The organism is Pseudomonas putida (assembly GCF_025905425.1).
Lineage (GTDB): Bacteria > Pseudomonadota > Gammaproteobacteria > Pseudomonadales > Pseudomonadaceae > Aquipseudomonas > Aquipseudomonas putida_AF.
In genome coordinates, this window is sequence record NZ_CP109603.1 from 733148 (window position 1) to 750120 (window position 16973).

Consider the following 16973-nt stretch of genomic DNA (forward strand, 5'->3'; position numbering starts at 1 on the left):
CGCCGGCCGAGGAGGTCGAGTCGCCTCAGCAGTTGCAACTGGCCCTGGTCTACGGCGAAGCCCTGACCGAGATGCCGGTAGACCTTTACATCCCGCCGGACGCCCTGGAAGTGATTCTCGAAGCGTTCGAAGGCCCGTTGGACCTGCTGCTGTACCTGATTCGCAAGCAGAACATCGACATCCTCGATATTCCGGTGGCGGAGATCACCCGCCAGTACATGGGCTATGTCGAGCTGATGAAGAGCGTGCGCCTGGAACTGGCTGCCGAGTACCTGGTCATGGCGGCCATGCTTGCCGAGATCAAGTCGCGCATGCTGCTGCCACGCTCGGCCGAGATCGAAGAGGACGAGGGCGACCCGCGCGCCGAGCTGATCCGCCGCCTGCAGGAGTACGAACGCTTCAAGGCGGCCGCAGAGGGGCTTGACGAACTGCCACGGGTGGGCCGCGACATTGTCGTGCCGCGTCTGGAGGCCCCACAGGCCAAGGTGCGCAAGCTGCTGCCCCAGGTCAGCCTGGAGGAGCTGCTGGTCTCGATGGCCGAGGTGATGCGCCGTAATGACCTGTTCGAAAGCCACCAGATCACCCGCGAGACGCTGTCTACCCGAGAGCGCATGAGCCAGGTGCTTGAACGCCTCAAGGGCGGGGCTTTCGTGCCCTTCGTCGAGCTGTTTGCCGCCGAAGAAGGCAAGTTGGGCGTGGTGGTGACGTTCATGGCAATTCTTGAGCTGGTGAAGGAATCGCTGGTCGAACTGGTGCAGAATGAGCCTTTCGCCGCGATCCATGTCCGGCTGCGCGCCGAGTTTGTTGAAGAGCCTGATGAACCTGAATGAACCCCGCGACCTGGCGTCGCTGATCGAAGCTTTTTTGCTCGCCTCGGGCAAGCCGCAATCCCTTGAACGCCTGTACGAGCTGTTGGAGGAGGCCGAGCGCCCGGAGCCCAAAGTGTTCAAGAAGGCCCTGGAAGTGCTCGGCAAGTCGTGCAATGGCCGCGCCTTCGAGCTCAAGGAAGTGGCCACCGGCTATCGCCTGCAGATCCGCGAAAACTTTGCCCCTTGGGTAGGGCGCCTGTGGGAGGAGCGGCCGCAGCGCTACTCCCGCGCGCTGCTCGAAACCATGGCGTTGATCGCCTACCGCCAGCCCATCACCCGTGGCGAGATCGAAGACGTGCGCGGCGTGGCCGTGAACAGCAACATCATCAAGACCCTGATGGAACGCGAGTGGATCCGCATCGTGGGCTACCGCGAAGTGCCGGGCCGACCGGCGATGTTCGCCACCACCAAGGCCTTTCTCGACTATTTCAACCTCAAGGGCCTCGAGGAACTGCCGGCGTTGGCCGAGCTGCGCGAGATGGAGCCAGAGCCCTTGCTCGACCCGGACGAGGCGCCGGTGCCCGCGCATCTTCAGGCGTTGGCCGATGCCAGCCTGGGTGATGAGGCTGAAGCCGAGGCGCCGAAGGATGAAACCAGCTTCCGCACCCTGCTGGTGGAGCTGGATGCGATGGAAGACGGGTTGAAGACCGACTTCGATGATTTGCGTGAGCAGGACGTGGTTGAGCCAGAGCCTTCGGTCGAGGGTGAAGACCCGTTGCAGCCCTGAATCCTCTACTGCCTGTGCCGGCCTCTTCGCGGGGCAAGCCCGCTCCCACAGGTATGTGAGTTGTGACGGGTAGAGGGTAGCCTGTGGGAGCGGGCTTGCCCCGCGAACAGGCCGGCCCTGCCAATGCAAAACCACTGGGCAGAAAACCAATCCAGCCCCCACAAAAACCACTACGCTCCAGTGCGTTCCATCACCGAACCGCGTATGATGCGCGGCCCTTTGGCGCGTTCGTCGCCAAGACCCCTTTTTCATTCCTACACCGGGAGGTGCCCAGATGAGTGAGCAAGACCTGCAAGACGACCAAATTACCCCTCCATCCGGCGAAAAGCTGCAAAAAGTGCTGGCGCGCATTGGCGTCGGTTCACGCCGTGACGTCGAGGCCTGGATCAGCCAGGGCCGGATCAAGGTCAATGGCGTTGCCGCCACCCTCGGCCAGCGCGTCGACCTGCACGACGCCATCGCCGTCGACGGCAAGCTGATCAAGCGCGAGGAAGCCGCCGAGGCCACCCGCCGCGTGATCATGTACAACAAGCCCGACGGCGAGATCTGCACCCGTGACGACCCAGAAGGCCGCCCGACGGTGTTCGACCGCCTGCCGCGGCCGAAAGAAGGGCGCTGGATCAACATCGGCCGCCTGGACATCAACACCACCGGCCTGCTGCTGTTCACCACCGACGGTGAGCTGGCCAACCGCCTGATGCACCCGTCCTACGAGATGGACCGTGAATACGCGGTACGTGTGCGTGGCGAGGTCGACGACGAAATGCTCGATCGCCTCAAGGCTGGCGTGATGCTCGAAGACGGCCCGGCCAAGTTCACCGACATCCAGAAGGCACCGGGCGGTGAAGGCTTCAACCATTGGTACCACTGCGTGGTGATGGAAGGCCGTAACCGTGAAGTGCGTCGCCTGTGGGAGTCGCAGGGCATGGTGGTCAGCCGCCTGAAGCGCGTGCGCTTCGGCCCGGTATTCCTCAATTCCGACCTGCCGATGGGCCGCTGGCGCGAAATGACCCAGGGCGAAATCGACATCCTGGCCGCCGAAGTGGGCCTGCAGCCGGTCGCGCTGCCAACCCTGAACCTCAAGGCCAAGGACAAGATGGAGCGCATGCAGCGCAAGTCGACCCGTCCGATGGGGCGTGGCGAGCGCGTGCGTAACCTGCGCCCTGCCAGTGAAGGCACTGCCGAGCGCCCAGCCCGTCAACCACGTGACAGCGCATCCGAGCGCCCAGCGCGCCCGGCGCGTGACGAAGCGCCGCGTAAAGGCAACCGTGGTAGCGCGGTGGCCGAGCGCCCGAGCGAGATGCGCAAGCGTACCGGCAAGCCAGACGGCGACAAGCCGGCAGGCCGTGGCCGCGGCAAGCCGCGCGGTTGATTCGCAGCGGTAGATAAAAGAACCAGCCTTCGGGCTGGTTTTTTTTCGCCTCCTGCAAAGGGGAATACAGCGCGGACCTGCAGGCGCTGGCTTGCCTGCGATGGGCCGTGAAGCGGTCCCAACCTGTTGATCAATCACAATTTTTCTGACGAGTGGAAAGCTGGCAAACCACCTTGTAAAGTTTTTTATACGAAATCGCTCGCTTCTGGCCATGGAATGGGTATTTCCCTAGGGCTGTAAACACAACTTGCCACCTTGGAGTCAGCAGCGCTCCTCCTCAGCCTTGCCCCCCTATTGCCCAAACCCCCGGCGCACGCTGATATAGCAGCCATTGCCGTGTGCAAAAGCTCGCCCGCAGAGGCGTGCTGACAAAACAACAAATGGAGGCGCCATGTACGCCGATCACTCCGCCTTTCAAGGCTCACACCACAGGATCGCTGCGTTTTTTCCCAAGGAAATGACGCAACGCGTTGACGCCTGCGCGCTTGCAGGGGTATACAGTGCGCCGCGTTTTACCTGTGACCCTCTTGCGTACCGCGCACTCTTGATCACACCCGGCTGAACCGCCCCGGCGGCGCCCGCGTTCAAGAAACCCAAGGTAACCACCTTGCCCATTCCGCTGCGCCACGAGCGCGGTGGGTCCGATTTCGTCACAGATAAAAACAATGCAGGTGACTTCGTTCATGAGTGGACAAAACATGCATTCAGGCGAGCTAAAGCGGGGCCTGAAGAACCGCCACATCCAGTTGATCGCCCTTGGTGGTGCGATTGGTACTGGCCTGTTCCTCGGCTCGGCAGGCGTGATGAAATCCGCCGGCCCGTCGATGATCCTCGGCTACGCCATCTGCGGCTTCATCGCCTTCATGATCATGCGCCAGCTGGGCGAGATGATCGTCGAAGAGCCGGTGGCCGGTTCGTTCAGCCACTTTGCCCACAAGTACTGGGGCGGCTTCGCCGGCTTCATGTCGGGTTGGAACTGCTGGGTGCTGTACATCCTGGTGGGCATGTCGGAACTGACGGCGGTCGGCAAGTACATCCACTACTGGTGGCCGGAGATCCCGACCTGGGTCACGGCAGCGGGCTTCTTCCTGCTGATCAACGTCATCAACCTGATGAACGTGAAGGTATTCGGTGAGGCCGAATTCTGGTTCGCCATCATCAAGGTCGTGGCCATCGTCGGCATGATCGGCCTGGGTGCCTACCTGTTGACCAGCGGCAGCGGTGGCCCCGAGGCCTCGGTGACCAACTTGTGGGCGCACGGCGGCTTCTTCCCGCATGGTGTCAGCGGCCTGGTCATGGCGTTGGCGTTCATCATGTTCTCCTTCGGTGGCCTGGAAATGCTCGGTTTCACCGCTGCCGAGGCCGACAAGCCGAAGACTGTGATCCCCAAAGCCATCAACCAGGTCATCTACCGCATCCTGATCTTCTACATCGGTGCGCTGGTCGTGCTGTTGTCGCTGACCCCGTGGGACACCCTGGTCGCCAGCATCGACGCCTCCGGCGGCAGCTATGGCAGCAGCCCGTTCGTGCAGGTGTTCTCCCTGCTGGGTAGCGATGTGGCCGCCCACTTGCTGAACTTCGTGGTCCTGACCGCTGCGTTGTCGGTGTACAACAGCGGTACCTACTGCAACGCCCGCATGCTGCTGGGCATGGCCGAGCAAGGCGACGCTCCGGCGGCCCTGGCCAAGGTCGACAAGCGCGGCGTGCCGGTGCGTTCGATCCTGGTGTCGGCGGCGGTGACCCTGATTGCAGTGCTGCTCAACTACTTCATTCCGCAGAATGCGCTGGAGTTGCTGATGTCGCTGGTCGTGGCGACCCTGGTAATCAACTGGGCGATGATCAGCTATTCGCACCTGAAGTTCCGCCAGCACCTGGACCGCACTGGCCAGAAACCGCTGTTCAAGGCGCTGTGGTACCCCTACGGCAACTACATCTGCCTGGCGTTCGTGGTGTTGATCCTTGGCATCATGCTGCAGATCCCGGGTATCCAGATCTCGGTGTATGCGATTCCGGTGTGGGTGGTGGTGATGTTCCTCTTCTACATCATCAAGCCCAAGCGTGAGGCGCAGGCTAACGGTGCTGCCGGTACTGTGGCCAAGTAAAGGCTGCCGGTAATACCCGAAACCCGATGCCAGGTGACTGGCATCGGGTTTTTTGTTGCCTGCACAGGCCTCTTCGCGGGCAAGCCCGCGAAGAGGCCTGTGCAGCAAAACAAAAACTCAGATCTGCTCCAGCAACCAGCTGCGAAACGCCCGCAGCGACGGCAGCGCTTCGTTACGTGGCGGATAGATCAGGTAATAGCTGCGCTGGCTGGCAAACGCCGCCCCAGGGCTGAACAGCTCGCCCTTGGCCAGTTCCTCTTCCACCAAAATTCGCGGCACCAGGCCGATGCCGATCCCGGCCCGCACCGCCTGGATCAGGTGCGAGGTCAATTCGAAGCTCGGCCCCAGGCGCATCGCCCGGTGCGGCAGGCTGTGATGAGAGAACCATTCGCCCCAGGCATGCGGGTTGTTGGCGACGTTGAGCAGCACCTCCTCGCTGACCCGGGCGGGGCTCCAGCCATGGGTGTCCGCAGCCGCTTCTGGCGGCAGAATCACCAGCAGTTCCTCGGCATGCAAGCGGTGGCAGATCAGCCCCGGCAGGTCGTGGCTTGCCACGCCGATCGCCGCATCGATCTCGCTGGTGTCGAAGTTGATCGCTTCGATCCGGGAGTGGATGTGCACCAGCATGCCCGGGTGGGCGCTGTAGAAGGCGTGCAGTCGTGGCAGCAGCCATTTCGAGCCGAAGGTGGGCAGGGTGGCCAGGCGCAACGTGCCGACACCGGACTGGTAGGCCAGTGCCTGCAGGGTGGCACTGCGGATGCGCCCCAAGGCTTCGCTCAACTCGCGCTGGTAAAGCCGGCCGACGTCGGTCAGCTGCACCTGGCGCCCTTCGCGGCGGAACAGCGTAAGCCCCAGTTGCTGCTCAAGTGCCTGCACCTGGCGGCTGACGGCGCTCTGGGTCAGCGACAGTTCAGCGGCGGCGCGGGTATAGCTTTCATGCCGGGCGGCAGCCTCGAACGCCAGCAGCAGCGACATGGACGGTGTCAGGTGGCGGTAATTCATTCATAAAAGTCATCGATAGCGGCAGGATTATCCGTTTGCCCCTGGCGCGAAAGTACAGGAACATTGGCCTATTCGTCATCCGCCGTGAAGCAACCCATGCCGGCATGACAGGATTCCCGTGAATTAGCCCATATCAAGAGGCCATCCGTTCGATGATCGCCCAACTGCCGACCAGTGCACCGACCGCCAACTACCCAGATTTCCTCGAAGCCCTGCGCAAAAGCGGCTTCCGTGGCCAGATCAGTGCCGATTACGCCACCCGTACGGTGCTGGCCACCGACAACTCGATTTACCAGCGCTTGCCCCAGGCCGCCGTGTTCCCGCGTGATGCCGATGACGTGGCGCGGGTCGCCGCGCTGATGGGCGAGGCACGCTTTGCCCAGGTCAAACTGACCCCGCGTGGCGGGGGGACTGGCACCAACGGCCAGTCGCTGACCGATGGCATCGTCGTCGACCTGTCGCGGCACATGAACAGCATCCTCGAAATCAACGTCGAGGAGCGTTGGGTGCGGGTCCAGGCCGGTGTGGTCAAGGACCAGCTCAACGCCGCGCTCAAGCCACACGGGCTGTTCTTCGCGCCTGAGCTGTCCACCTCCAACCGTGCCACTGTCGGCGGCATGATCAACACCGACGCCAGTGGCCAGGGCAGTTGCACCTACGGCAAGACCCGCGATCACGTGCTCGAATTGCACAGCGTGCTGCTCGGTGGTGAGCGCCTGCACAGCCTGCCCATCGATGACGCTGCGCTGGAGCAGGCCTGCGCCGCGCCAGGGCGGGTTGGCGAGGTGTACCGCGTGGCTCGCGAGATCCAGCAAACCCAGGGCGAGCTGATCGAGAGCACCTTCCCAAAGCTCAACCGCTGCCTGACCGGCTACGACCTGGCGCACCTGCGCGATGCGCAGGGGCGTTTCAACCTCAACAGCGTGCTGTGCGGCGCCGAAGGGTCGCTGGGCTACGTGGTAGAAGCCAAGCTCAATGTGCTGCCGATCCCGAAATACGCGGTATTGGTCAACGTCCGCTACACCAGCTTCATGGACGCCCTGCGCGACGCCAATGCGCTGATGGCGCACAAGCCTTTGTCGATCGAGACCGTCGACTCCAAGGTGCTGATGCTGGCCATGAAGGACATCGTCTGGCACAGCGTCGCCGAGTATTTCCCGGCCGACCCCGAGCGCCCGACCCTGGGTATCAACCTGGTGGAGTTTTGCGGCGATCAGCCCGATGAGGTCAATGCGCGGGTACAGGCGTTCATTCAGCACCTGCAAAACGACACCAGCGTCGAGCGCCTGGGGCACACCCTGGCCGAGGGCGCCGAGGCGGTCACCCGCGTCTACACCATGCGCAAACGTTCGGTGGGCCTGCTGGGCAACGTCGAGGGTGAGGTGCGCCCGCAGCCGTTCGTGGAGGACACCGCGGTGCCGCCAGAACAACTGGCCGACTACATTGCCGACTTCCGCGCGCTGCTCGATGGCTACGGCCTGGCCTACGGCATGTTTGGCCACGTCGATGCCGGTGTGCTGCACGTGCGCCCGGCGCTGGACATGAAAGACCCGGCCCAGGCCGCGCTGGTCAAGCCGATTTCCGATGCCGTGGCGGCCCTGACCAAAAGCTACGGCGGCCTGCTGTGGGGTGAGCACGGCAAGGGCCTGCGTTCAGAATACGTGCCCGAGTATTTTGGCGAGCTGTACCCGGCGCTGCAGCGCCTGAAAGGCGCCTTTGACCCGCGCAACCAGCTCAACCCCGGCAAGATCTGCACCCCGCCAGACAGCGCCGAAGGCCTGACCAAGGTCGATGGCGTGACCCTGCGTGGCGACCTCGACCGCACCATCGACGAGCGTGTCTGGCAGGACTTCAGCAGCGCGGTGCATTGCAACGGCAACGGTGCCTGCTACAACTACGACCCCAACGACGCCATGTGCCCGTCGTGGAAGGCCACCCGTGAGCGCCAGCACTCGCCCAAGGGTCGTGCCTCGCTGATGCGCGAATGGTTGCGCCTGCAGGGCGCGGCGGATATTGACGTGCTGGCGGCTGCGCGCAACAAGGTGTCCTGGCTCAAGGGCCTGCCAGCGCGGCTGCGCAACAACCGTGGGCGCGACCAGGGGCAGGCGGACTTCTCCCACGAAGTCTACGACGCCATGGCCGGTTGCCTGGCGTGCAAGTCCTGCGCGGGGCAGTGCCCGATCAAGGTCAACGTGCCGGACTTCCGCTCACGTTTCCTTGAGCTGTACCACGGTCGCTATCAGCGCCCATTGCGTGATTACCTGATCGGCTCGCTGGAGTTCACCATCCCGTACCTGGCGCATGCGCCGGGGTTGTACAACGCGGTAATGGGCTCGAAGTGGGTAAGCAAGCTGCTGGCGGACAAGGTCGGCATGGTCGACAGCCCGCTGATCAGCCGTTTCAACTTCCAGGCGACCGTGACCCGCTGCCGCGTTGGCGTGGCCAGCGTGCCGGCCCTGCGTGAGCTGACGCCGGCCCAGCGTGAGCGCAGCATCGTGCTGGTGCAGGATGCCTTCACCCGTTACTTCGAGACGCCGCTGCTGGCCGCGTTCATCGACCTGGCGCACCGCCTCGGGCACCGGGTATTCCTGGCACCGTACAGCGCCAACGGCAAGCCGCTGCACGTGCAGGGTTTCCTTGGGGCGTTTGCCAAGGCGGCGATTCGCAATGGCAACCAGCTCAAGGCCCTGGCCGATTGCGGCGTGCCGCTGGTGGGGCTGGACCCGGCGATGACCCTGGTCTATCGCCAGGAGTACCAGAAGGTGCCTGGCCTGGAAGACTGCCCGAAGGTGCTGTTGCCGCAGGAATGGTTGATGGATGCACTGCCCGAGCAGGCGGCGGCCAATGCCGGCAGTTTCCGCCTGATGGCCCACTGCACCGAGAAGACCAACGTGCCGGCCAGTACCAAGCAATGGGAGCAAGTGTTTGCCCGTCTGGGGTTGAAGCTGGTAACCGAGGCTACCGGTTGCTGCGGCATGTCCGGCACCTACGGGCATGAAGCGCGTAACCAGGAGACCTCGCGGACCATCTTCGAGCAATCGTGGGCGACCAAGCTGGACAAGGAAGACGAACCGCTGGCGACAGGGTATTCGTGCCGCAGCCAGGTCAAGCGCATGACCGAACGGCAGATGCGCCATCCGCTGGAGGTGGTCTTGCAGTACGCGCAGCGCTAAACCTGCACCGGCCTCTTCGCGGGCAAGCCCGCTCCCACAGGTATGGACCACTGCCCTTGAGAGCAGTGGAGTACCTGTGGGAGTGGGCTTGCCCGCGAAGAGGCTGGTACAGGCGCTGCATAATCACGGCCGCTGCAGGGTATCCCGAGCCCGCCGCGCCTGCTGATACAGGTAAAGGCTCAACACCAGCCCACAAGCCGAAGCCCCCGCTGCAAACAAGAACATCGAAGCAAACCCGAACCCCGCCGCCACCGCGCCCACCAGCGGCCCGGTAATCCCCAGCGACAGATCGATGAACAGCGAATACGCACCAACCGCCGCCCCGCGGTTGGCCGCCGACACCTGGTTCACCGCTTCCACACCCAGCGCCGGGAACACCAGCGAAAATCCAAACCCGCTAAGTGCGGCACCTGCCAATGCCAGCTCGGCACTGGGTGCCAGCCACAGCATCAACAGCCCCACGGTCTCCACCGCCAGGCAGGCGATTGCCACGCAAAAACCGCCAATCCGGTTGATCAAGTTACCGAACAGCAGACGCGCACTGATGAAGCTGGCGCCGAACAGGCTCAGGGTGAGTGCGGCATTCGGCCAGCCCTGGCTGGTGTAGTACAGGGTGATGAAGGTGGCGATCGTGCCAAAGCCGATCGAGCCCAGCGCCAGGCCCGACCCATGGGGGAGCACCTTGCCCAGCACGCTGAGGAACGGCAGACGCACCCCGCTGACGATGGGCGCTGCGCGTTTGGGCCAGGCCAGCAGTAGGCCTGCCGCGCACAGCAGCATGATGCCCGCGCCCATGCTCCATAGCCCCAGCGTCTTGACCATCAGCACCCCCAGTGGCGCGCCAACGGCCAGCGCACCATAGCTGGCAATGCCATTCCAGGAGATCACCTTGGCGGTGTTCTCGGCGCCCACCCGGCCGATGCCCCAGCCGATCGCACCGGAGCCCACCAGGCTTTCGCCGCCGCCCAGTACCACGCGGCCGATCAGCAGGCAGGTCAGGCTCAGCCAGGGCAGGTGGGTCAGGAAGGCGCAGGCCAGCATGAACACGCCGCTGAGGCCGCAACTGGCAAGGCCGTACATCACCGCCTTCTTGGGGCCGAGGTTATCGATGATGCGGCTGGCCGTTGGGCGGCTGAGCAAGGTGGCGAGGTACTGGACGCTGATCACCAGGCCCGCGACCACGGCACTGAAACCCAGGTCGTTGTGCACATAGCTGGGTAATACGGCCAGGGGGATGCCGATGTTCAGGTAACCGATGAAGGTGAAGAGGACGATGGAGACGACTTGCAGGGTTACCGCAAGGGGGCGCGGTGAGTCGGGCATGGGGGCCTTCGTGGCAGAGGTTCTGGACGGTGTGAAAACGTGATGACGGGGGTGGCCCGCAGGTCAGCCGTTTTCACACAGTCGGGGGATGCGCAGTTATTCCTGGTCAGCGCTGGATTGATCGTCACCATCCTGGTCGACGGCAGGCGTCGGCTCGGCGTGGACGGTAACGGTTTGCTCTTCTGGGTTCAGGCTTGGGAAGGGAAGATTCGGGATTTCATGCATCTCGTCGTTCCTCGCAAGTGTGAGTGAAAAGGCTGCGCCAGGCGCATTTGGGGCTTCGGAAAGCTTGGGCAGGATACAGCAGTCTGGATGACAGTTTGAACTTTTTCCCGTTCGCTTGTCGGTTTTACGGGCGAATAGCGGACATTTTTCTTACGCAAAAACGGGGCCGCTGCGCAGCCCTTCGCGGGCAAGCCTGCCCCCACAGCAAGCGCGAACAACCGAAGCTTGCGCTGTACCTGTGGGAGCGGGCTTGCCCGCGAAGGGCCACACAGCGGCCCCGTCTTTGGTGCTTACTTACGGCCTTCAGCCGTCTCGGCCACCTTGTCGGTGCGCGCGCACATGATGAAGTCGTTACGGTGCAGGCCTTTGATCGAATGGCTCCACCAGGTCACGGTGACCTTGCCCCACTCGGTCAGCAGGCCTGGGTGATGGCCTTCGGCTTCAGCGATTTCGCCCACGGCATTGGTGAAGTCCAGTGCATGTTTGAAGTTCTTGAACTTGAACACGCGCTCCAGCTCCATGTGGCCGTCACGCACTTCGATGTTCCAGTCCGGGATTTCGCGAATCAGCTCGGCCAGCTCGTCGTCGCTGACTTTCGGGGCGTCGGCGCGGCAGGCTTCGCAATGGGCTTGGTTCAAGGCATTCATGAGTTCTTTTCCAATTCGAGTTGTTATCAGGCTGGCTTCAGGCAGCAACCTTGGGTGGAAACTTGGGGGCGTGCAGGCCCAACTGCATGGCCTGCTGAACCATGCCCATGATGTCTTCGTGGGCCAGGTCGAACAGGCGCTTGAGGTTCGGCAAGACGAAATACAGCGGCTGCAGGATGTCGATGCGGTACGGCGTGCGCATCGCTTCGATCGGGTTGAACGCCTGATGTTCCGGTTCGTTCGACAGACTGTAGACCGTTTCTTTCGGCGAGGAGAGGATGCCGCCGCCATAGATCTTGCGACCTTGCGGGGTCTCCATCAGGCCGAACTCGATGGTCATCCAGTACAGGCGCGCCAGATACACACGCTGTTCCTTGGTCGCGGCGAGGCCGAGCTTGCCGTAAGTGTGGGTGAACTCAGCGAACCAGGGGTTGGTCAGCAGCGGGCAGTGGCCGAAGATCTCGTGGAAGATGTCCGGTTCCTGCAGGTAGTCCAGTTCTTCCGGGGTGCGGATGAAGGTGGCGACCGGGAAGCGCTTGCTGGCCAGCAATTCGAAGAAGGTCTGGAAGGGGATTAATGCAGGCACCCTGGCGACCTGCCAGCCGGTGGTGGCGCCCAGGACCTTGTTGACCTCGCCCAGTTGCGGGATACGGTCGTGCGGCAGCTTGAGTTGATCGATGCCGTCCAGGTATTCCTGGCACGCACGGCCTTCGATGACTTTCAGCTGGCGGGTGATCAGCGTGTTCCACACCGCATGCTCTTGCTGCGGGTAATCGATAAAACCATGCGCATCGGGCTCGCGTGCCACGTAGTGCGTCTGTTTCATGTGGCTCTCCTGGTGAGGGCTTTCTTGTTATGTGCAGGACATGCTTAAGGAATACCCCTGCATGGGCGGCTTTGCACGGGGTGGGCGGGTGTCGGTGCGGGTTTTATGCTGTGATTTCGTAACGATAATTTTACAAAACAGCGCGGGTGTCGGAAAATCCGAGGCATCTGGCTGATGATTTCGCTGTTTTTGTCAGCTTATCTTTACGACTTTTCCGCGCTGAGTTGAAAAACATTGGCGCTTCGAGAGCCCTCATGCGTATCAAAGTGCATTGCCAGAACCGCATTGGCATCCTGCGCGACATCCTCAACCTGCTGGTGGAGTACGGCATCAACGTGCTGCGCGGCGAGGTGGGCGGAGACCATGGCAATGCCATCTACCTGCATTGCCCGAACCTGATCAACCTGCAGTTCCAGGCCCTGCGGCCGAAATTCGAGGCCATTACCGGGGTGTTCGGCGTCAAGCGCGTCGGGCTGATGCCCAGTGAGCGTCGGCACATGGAGCTGAATGCGTTACTGGGGGCGTTGGATTTCCCGGTGCTGTCGATCGACATGGGCGGCAGCATCGTTGCCGCCAACCGCACGGCGGCGCAGTTGCTCGGCGTGCGGGTTGACGAGGTGCCGGGCATGCCGCTGGCGCGTTATGTCGAAGACTTCGACCTGCCCGAGCTGGTGCGGGCCAACAAATCGCGCATCAACGGCCTGCGGGTCAAGGTCAAGGGGGATGTGTTTCTGGCCGATATCGCACCCTTGCAATCCGAGCACGACGACAGCGAGGCCCTGGCTGGCGCGGTGCTGACCCTTCACCGTGCCGACCGTATTGGTGAGCGCATCTATAACGTGCGCAAGCAGGAGTTGCGGGGCTTTGACAGTATCTTCCAGAGCTCGCGGGTGATGGCGGCGGTGGTGCGCGAGGCGCGGCGCATGGCGCCCCTGGATGCCCCCTTGCTGATCGAAGGGGAGACGGGCACCGGTAAAGAGTTGTTGGCGCGTGCCTGCCACCTGGCCAGCCCACGTGGGCAGTCGCCGCTGATGGCGCTCAATTGTGCGGGCTTGCCTGAGTCGATGGCTGAGACCGAGCTGTTTGGCTACGGGCCGGGCGCGTTCGAGGGTGCCCGCGCCGAGGGCAAGCTGGGGCTGCTGGAGCTGACAGCCGGCGGTACGTTGTTCCTCGATGGGGTTGGGGAGATGAGCCCGCGCCTGCAGGTGAAGCTGCTGCGTTTTCTGCAGGATGGTTGCTTTCGCCGCGTAGGCAGTGATGAAGAGGTGTACCTGGATGTGCGGGTCATCTGCGCGACTCAGGTGGACTTGTCCGAGCTGTGCGCGCGCGGCGAGTTCCGCCAGGACCTGTATCACCGCCTCAACGTGCTGTCGCTGCACATTCCGCCACTGCGCGAGTGCATGGATGGGCTGGAAGGCTTGGTGCAGCACTTTCTCGACCAGGCCAGCCGGCAGATTGGCTGTGCCTTGCCGCGCCTGTTGCCGGGGGCGATGGATAAACTCAGCCAGTACCACTGGCCGGGTAATGTGCGGCAACTGGAAAACGTATTGTTTCAGGCGGTTTCGTTATGTGAAGGCGGCGTGGTTAAAGGCGAGCACATTCGTTTGCCAGATTATGGCGTGCGGCAACCGTTGGGTGAGTTTTCGTTGGACGGTGATCTTTCACAGATTATCGGGCGTTTTGAAAAGGCCGTGCTGGAAAGTTTGATGGGGGAATTTACAAGTAGCCGTGCATTGGGCAAAAGATTGGGTGTTTCGCACACAACGATTGCTAATAAGTTGCGCGATTATGCATTGGGTAAAACGTCTGAATAGTGCGCAGTTGAATTGCGCTGAAAGCGCGTAACCCGCTTCGCGGGTAAGCCCGCGAAGGGCCCCAGAGGGGCCCAATCTCAAGGTTTAGCCGTTGGAGCAGCCATTCCCCATCACGCGGTATTCAAGAATGTGCTTCTGGCCCTGGGAGTCCTCGTAGGTCATGCGGGCTGGCACGACTTCGCAGACGTTGGGCACTTCGCTCATGGAGATGACGCGGGCAATGTCCAAGTGCTGCGAGTAACTGTACTGTTCAACCGGAATCTGCTCGGCATCGTTTGCTTCGCCGGCCATTGCCGCGCCGCAAAGACTGCCAAGTACCAATACCAGTAAAGCTTTCATTTTCTATTTACCTGTCTAAGGTCGTGAGGGGGTGCGCGGCGCTTGTGACGCCGCGAGTACTGCTAGATTTAACGATCGGGATTAGCGGGTGATTAACGCTTGCCTTCGTGGGGGCTGTTACCAGAAGTTAATCGCCTTGCCGTTGTTGGCGAGATGAATTTTAGGGCGGCGACAACCGCTGAAACAGTGGGTCTTTTGATAAAGTGTTTTGACAGAATCTGTAACAATCACGCAAAAAAACCGCTGTTTTTTGCCTGCCAGGGCTGCGAAGCCCGATCTAGAGCGCTTTGCTCGTACGTCAGTGCCAAATGCCGTCGCTTTACTACCAACGTCGAATGGCTTTTGCCGCTCTGGTACAGTTACAAACGGTTCCATACAAAAACAACTATTACACCGAGGTAACACAGATGAGTGCGGCTCCACTGTATCCCGTTCGTCCCGAGGTTGCGGCCACTACCCTGACCGACGAGGCCACCTACAAGGCCATGTACCAGCAATCGGTGATCAACCCGGACGGCTTCTGGCGCGAGCAGGCCCAGCGTCTGGACTGGATCAAGCCGTTCACCAAGGTCAAGCAGACCTCCTTCGATGACCACCATGTCGATATCAAGTGGTTTGCCGACGGCACTCTGAACGTGTCCTCCAACTGCCTGGACCGCCACCTTGAAGAGCGTGGCGACCAGTTGGCGATCATCTGGGAGGGCGACGACCCTTCCGAACACCGCAACATCACCTACCGCGAGCTCCACGAGCAGGTCTGCAAGTTCGCCAACGCCCTGCGTGGCCAGGACGTGCACCGTGGCGACGTGGTGACCATCTACATGCCGATGATCCCCGAGGCCGTGGTTGCCATGCTGGCCTGTGCCCGTATCGGTGCGATCCACTCGGTGGTGTTCGGCGGCTTCTCCCCTGAGGCGTTGGCCGGCCGTATCATCGACTGCAAGTCCAAGGTGGTGATTACCGCCGACGAAGGTCTGCGCGGTGGGCGCCGTACCCCGCTCAAGGGCAACGTCGACCTGGCCCTGACCAACCCTGAAACCAGCAGCGTGCAGAAGATCATCGTGTGCAAGCGCACCGGTGGCGATATCGCCTGGCACCAACACCGCGACATCTGGTACGAAGACCTGATGAAAGTGGCCTCCAGCCACTGCGCACCTAAAGAGATGGGCGCCGAAGAAGCCCTGTTCATCCTTTATACCTCCGGCTCCACCGGCAAGCCCAAGGGCGTGCTGCACACCACCGGGGGTTACCTGGTTTACGCAGCGCTGACCCATGAACGCGTGTTCGACTACCGCCCAGGCGAGGTCTACTGGTGCACCGCGGACGTTGGCTGGGTCACCGGCCACAGCTACATCGTCTACGGCCCGCTGGCCAACGGCGCCACCACCTTGCTGTTCGAGGGCGTACCGAACTACCCGGACATCACCCGGGTGTCGAAGATCATCGACAAACACAAGGTCAACATTCTCTACACCGCCCCTACCGCGATTCGCGCCATGATGGCCGAAGGGCAGGCGGCCGTTGAGGGTGCCGATGGCTCCAGCCTGCGGCTGCTGGGTTCGGTCGGCGAGCCGATTAACCCCGAGGCGTGGAACTGGTACCACAAGGCCGTCGGCAAGGAGCGTTGCCCAATCGTCGATACCTGGTGGCAGACCGAGACCGGCGGCATCCTGATCAGCCCGCTGCCAGGCGCCACCGCTCTCAAGCCGGGTTCCGCGACCCGTCCGTTCTTTGGCGTGGTACCGGCACTGGTGGATAACCTGGGCAATCTGATCGATGGTGCCGCCGAGGGTAACCTGGTGATCCTCGATTCCTGGCCGGGCCAGTCGCGTTCGCTGTATGGCGATCACGACCGCTTCGTCGATACCTACTTCAAGACCTTCCGCGGCATGTATTTCACCGGCGACGGCGCACGCCGCGACGAAGATGGCTACTACTGGATCACTGGGCGCGTGGATGACGTGCTCAACGTGTCTGGCCACCGCATGGGTACCGCCGAGATCGAGAGCGCAATGGTTGCCCACACCAAGGTTGCCGAGGCGGCCGTGGTGGGCGTGCCGCACGACATCAAGGGCCAGGGCATCTATGTGTATGTCACCCTCAATGCCGGCGTGGAGCCGAGCGAGCAGTTGCGCCTTGAGCTGAAGAACTGGGTGCGCAAGGAGATCGGCCCGATCGCCTCGCCGGACGTCATCCAGTGGGCGCCAGGGCTGCCTAAGACCCGCTCGGGCAAGATCATGCGGCGTATCCTGCGCAAGATCGCCACGGCGGAATACGGCTCGCTGGGCGATATCTCGACCCTGGCCGACCCGGGTGTGGTGCAGCATCTGATCGATACGCACAAGGCGATGAACCTGGCTTCGGCGTGATGCCAATGGGGTCGTGAAGCGGCCCCCAGGCCTTTGAAGAAACCCCGCTCGGGCAACCGGCGGGGTTTTTTGCTTTACTGTTACCCGACATTCATCGGTAACTCTTCTGTCACCGATTACGCACGGGAGCGGGGCGAACTGAAACAGCGGTGTCCCGTTTTGGTGCGTGAGAGTAGCCATTTTTT

Annotated in this window: 14 protein-coding genes; 7 read left to right on the forward strand and 7 right to left on the reverse strand. The window is 62.3% G+C overall.

Annotated elements, in window-relative coordinates; translation table 11 throughout:
• Positions 1–104 precede the first annotated feature (104 nt).
• The 4 genes from OGV19_RS03300 to OGV19_RS03315 all read left to right on the forward strand — a co-directional run bounded on the left by OGV19_RS03300 (position 105) and on the right by OGV19_RS03315 (position 5070).
• Complete coding sequence (locus OGV19_RS03300; protein ID WP_264313879.1) at positions 105–830, forward strand: segregation and condensation protein A; 726 nt, start codon at positions 105–107, stop codon at positions 828–830.
• Positions 817–1596 (forward strand): SMC-Scp complex subunit ScpB, encoded by a 780-nt coding sequence (gene scpB / locus OGV19_RS03305; protein WP_264312119.1) that lies wholly within the window; start codon positions 817–819, stop codon positions 1594–1596. Before OGV19_RS03300 ends, scpB begins: the two co-directional genes overlap by 14 nt.
• A 274-nt stretch (positions 1597–1870) precedes the next feature.
• A complete protein-coding gene (gene rluB, locus OGV19_RS03310) occupies positions 1871–2968 on the forward strand; it encodes a 23S rRNA pseudouridine(2605) synthase RluB (RefSeq protein ID WP_264312120.1) in 1098 nt (365 codons plus the stop codon).
• 683 nt (positions 2969–3651) lie between these two features.
• Positions 3652–5070, forward strand: coding sequence for an amino acid permease (locus tag OGV19_RS03315; RefSeq protein ID WP_264312121.1), 1419 nt, complete (start codon positions 3652–3654; stop codon positions 5068–5070).
• A 117-nt stretch (positions 5071–5187) separates the two neighbouring features.
• On the opposite strand, the gene OGV19_RS03320 is transcribed toward OGV19_RS03315, so the two are convergent.
• Positions 5188–6072, reverse strand: coding sequence for a LysR substrate-binding domain-containing protein (locus tag OGV19_RS03320; protein ID WP_264312122.1), 885 nt, complete (start codon positions 6070–6072; stop codon positions 5188–5190).
• A gap of 152 nt (positions 6073–6224) precedes the next feature.
• On the opposite strand from OGV19_RS03320, the gene OGV19_RS03325 reads away from it, so the two are divergent.
• Positions 6225–9245 (forward strand): D-2-hydroxyglutarate dehydrogenase YdiJ, encoded by a 3021-nt coding sequence (locus OGV19_RS03325; protein ID WP_264312123.1) that lies wholly within the window; start codon positions 6225–6227, stop codon positions 9243–9245.
• A 123-nt stretch (positions 9246–9368) separates the two neighbouring features.
• Here OGV19_RS03325 and OGV19_RS03330 read toward each other — a convergent pair whose 3' ends face one another.
• The 4 genes from OGV19_RS03330 to phhA form a co-directional block, all read right to left on the reverse strand.
• Positions 9369–10568, reverse strand: coding sequence for an MFS transporter (locus OGV19_RS03330; RefSeq protein ID WP_264312124.1), 1200 nt, complete (start codon positions 10566–10568; stop codon positions 9369–9371).
• Between the two features lie 96 nt (positions 10569–10664).
• The gene (locus tag OGV19_RS03335) at positions 10665–10793 is read right to left on the reverse strand and encodes a hypothetical protein (RefSeq protein WP_256214942.1); all 129 of its coding nucleotides are present in this window, start codon (positions 10791–10793) and stop codon (positions 10665–10667) included.
• 290 nt (positions 10794–11083) lie between these two features.
• Positions 11084–11440, reverse strand: a complete 357-nt coding sequence (locus OGV19_RS03340; protein ID WP_099454978.1) for a 4a-hydroxytetrahydrobiopterin dehydratase — start codon at positions 11438–11440, stop codon at positions 11084–11086.
• A gap of 37 nt (positions 11441–11477) precedes the next feature.
• The gene (gene phhA, locus OGV19_RS03345) at positions 11478–12266 is read right to left on the reverse strand and encodes a phenylalanine 4-monooxygenase (protein ID WP_264312125.1); all 789 of its coding nucleotides are present in this window, start codon (positions 12264–12266) and stop codon (positions 11478–11480) included.
• A gap of 254 nt (positions 12267–12520) precedes the next feature.
• Between phhA and OGV19_RS03350 the strand changes: the two genes are divergently transcribed.
• Positions 12521–14080: a sigma-54-dependent transcriptional regulator gene (locus OGV19_RS03350; RefSeq protein WP_264312126.1), complete on the forward strand. Its 1560-nt coding sequence runs from the start codon at positions 12521–12523 to the stop codon at positions 14078–14080.
• An 84-nt stretch (positions 14081–14164) separates the two neighbouring features.
• Here the strand turns inward: OGV19_RS03350 and OGV19_RS03355 are convergent, their stop codons facing one another.
• Both OGV19_RS03355 and OGV19_RS03360 read right to left on the reverse strand, forming a co-directional pair.
• A complete protein-coding gene (locus tag OGV19_RS03355) occupies positions 14165–14419 on the reverse strand; it encodes a DUF2790 domain-containing protein (protein ID WP_027593091.1) in 255 nt (84 codons plus the stop codon).
• Between the two features lie 117 nt (positions 14420–14536).
• Positions 14537–14794 carry a hypothetical protein gene (locus tag OGV19_RS03360; RefSeq protein WP_264312127.1) on the reverse strand — a complete coding sequence of 86 codons (258 nt, stop codon included), beginning with the start codon at positions 14792–14794 and terminating at the stop codon, positions 14537–14539.
• Between the two features lie 32 nt (positions 14795–14826).
• Here OGV19_RS03360 and acs point away from each other — a divergent pair, with 32 nt between their 5' ends.
• Complete coding sequence (gene acs / locus OGV19_RS03365) at positions 14827–16788, forward strand: acetate--CoA ligase (RefSeq protein ID WP_264312128.1); 1962 nt, start codon at positions 14827–14829, stop codon at positions 16786–16788.
• The last annotated feature ends 185 nt before the right edge of the window (positions 16789–16973 follow it).

What these genes read in the sequence shown, in the direction of transcription:
- scpB (WP_264312119.1), top strand. Translation starts at nt 817, where the DNA reads ATGAACCTGAATGAACCCCGCGACCTGGCGTCGCTGATCGAAGCTTTT.
- rluB (WP_264312120.1), top strand. Translation starts at nt 1,871, where the DNA reads ATGAGTGAGCAAGACCTGCAAGACGACCAAATTACCCCTCCATCCGGC.
- OGV19_RS03315 (WP_264312121.1), top strand. Translation starts at nt 3,652, where the DNA reads ATGAGTGGACAAAACATGCATTCAGGCGAGCTAAAGCGGGGCCTGAAG.
- OGV19_RS03320 (WP_264312122.1), bottom strand. Translation starts at nt 6,072, where the DNA reads ATGAATTACCGCCACCTGACACCGTCCATGTCGCTGCTGCTGGCGTTC.
- OGV19_RS03325 (WP_264312123.1), top strand. Translation starts at nt 6,225, where the DNA reads ATGATCGCCCAACTGCCGACCAGTGCACCGACCGCCAACTACCCAGAT.
- OGV19_RS03330 (WP_264312124.1), bottom strand. Translation starts at nt 10,568, where the DNA reads ATGCCCGACTCACCGCGCCCCCTTGCGGTAACCCTGCAAGTCGTCTCC.
- OGV19_RS03335 (WP_256214942.1), bottom strand. Translation starts at nt 10,793, where the DNA reads ATGCATGAAATCCCGAATCTTCCCTTCCCAAGCCTGAACCCAGAAGAG.
- OGV19_RS03340 (WP_099454978.1), bottom strand. Translation starts at nt 11,440, where the DNA reads ATGAATGCCTTGAACCAAGCCCATTGCGAAGCCTGCCGCGCCGACGCC.
- phhA (WP_264312125.1), bottom strand. Translation starts at nt 12,266, where the DNA reads ATGAAACAGACGCACTACGTGGCACGCGAGCCCGATGCGCATGGTTTT.
- OGV19_RS03350 (WP_264312126.1), top strand. Translation starts at nt 12,521, where the DNA reads ATGCGTATCAAAGTGCATTGCCAGAACCGCATTGGCATCCTGCGCGAC.
- OGV19_RS03355 (WP_027593091.1), bottom strand. Translation starts at nt 14,419, where the DNA reads ATGAAAGCTTTACTGGTATTGGTACTTGGCAGTCTTTGCGGCGCGGCA.
- OGV19_RS03360 (WP_264312127.1), bottom strand. Translation starts at nt 14,794, where the DNA reads ATGGAACCGTTTGTAACTGTACCAGAGCGGCAAAAGCCATTCGACGTT.
- acs (WP_264312128.1), top strand. Translation starts at nt 14,827, where the DNA reads ATGAGTGCGGCTCCACTGTATCCCGTTCGTCCCGAGGTTGCGGCCACT.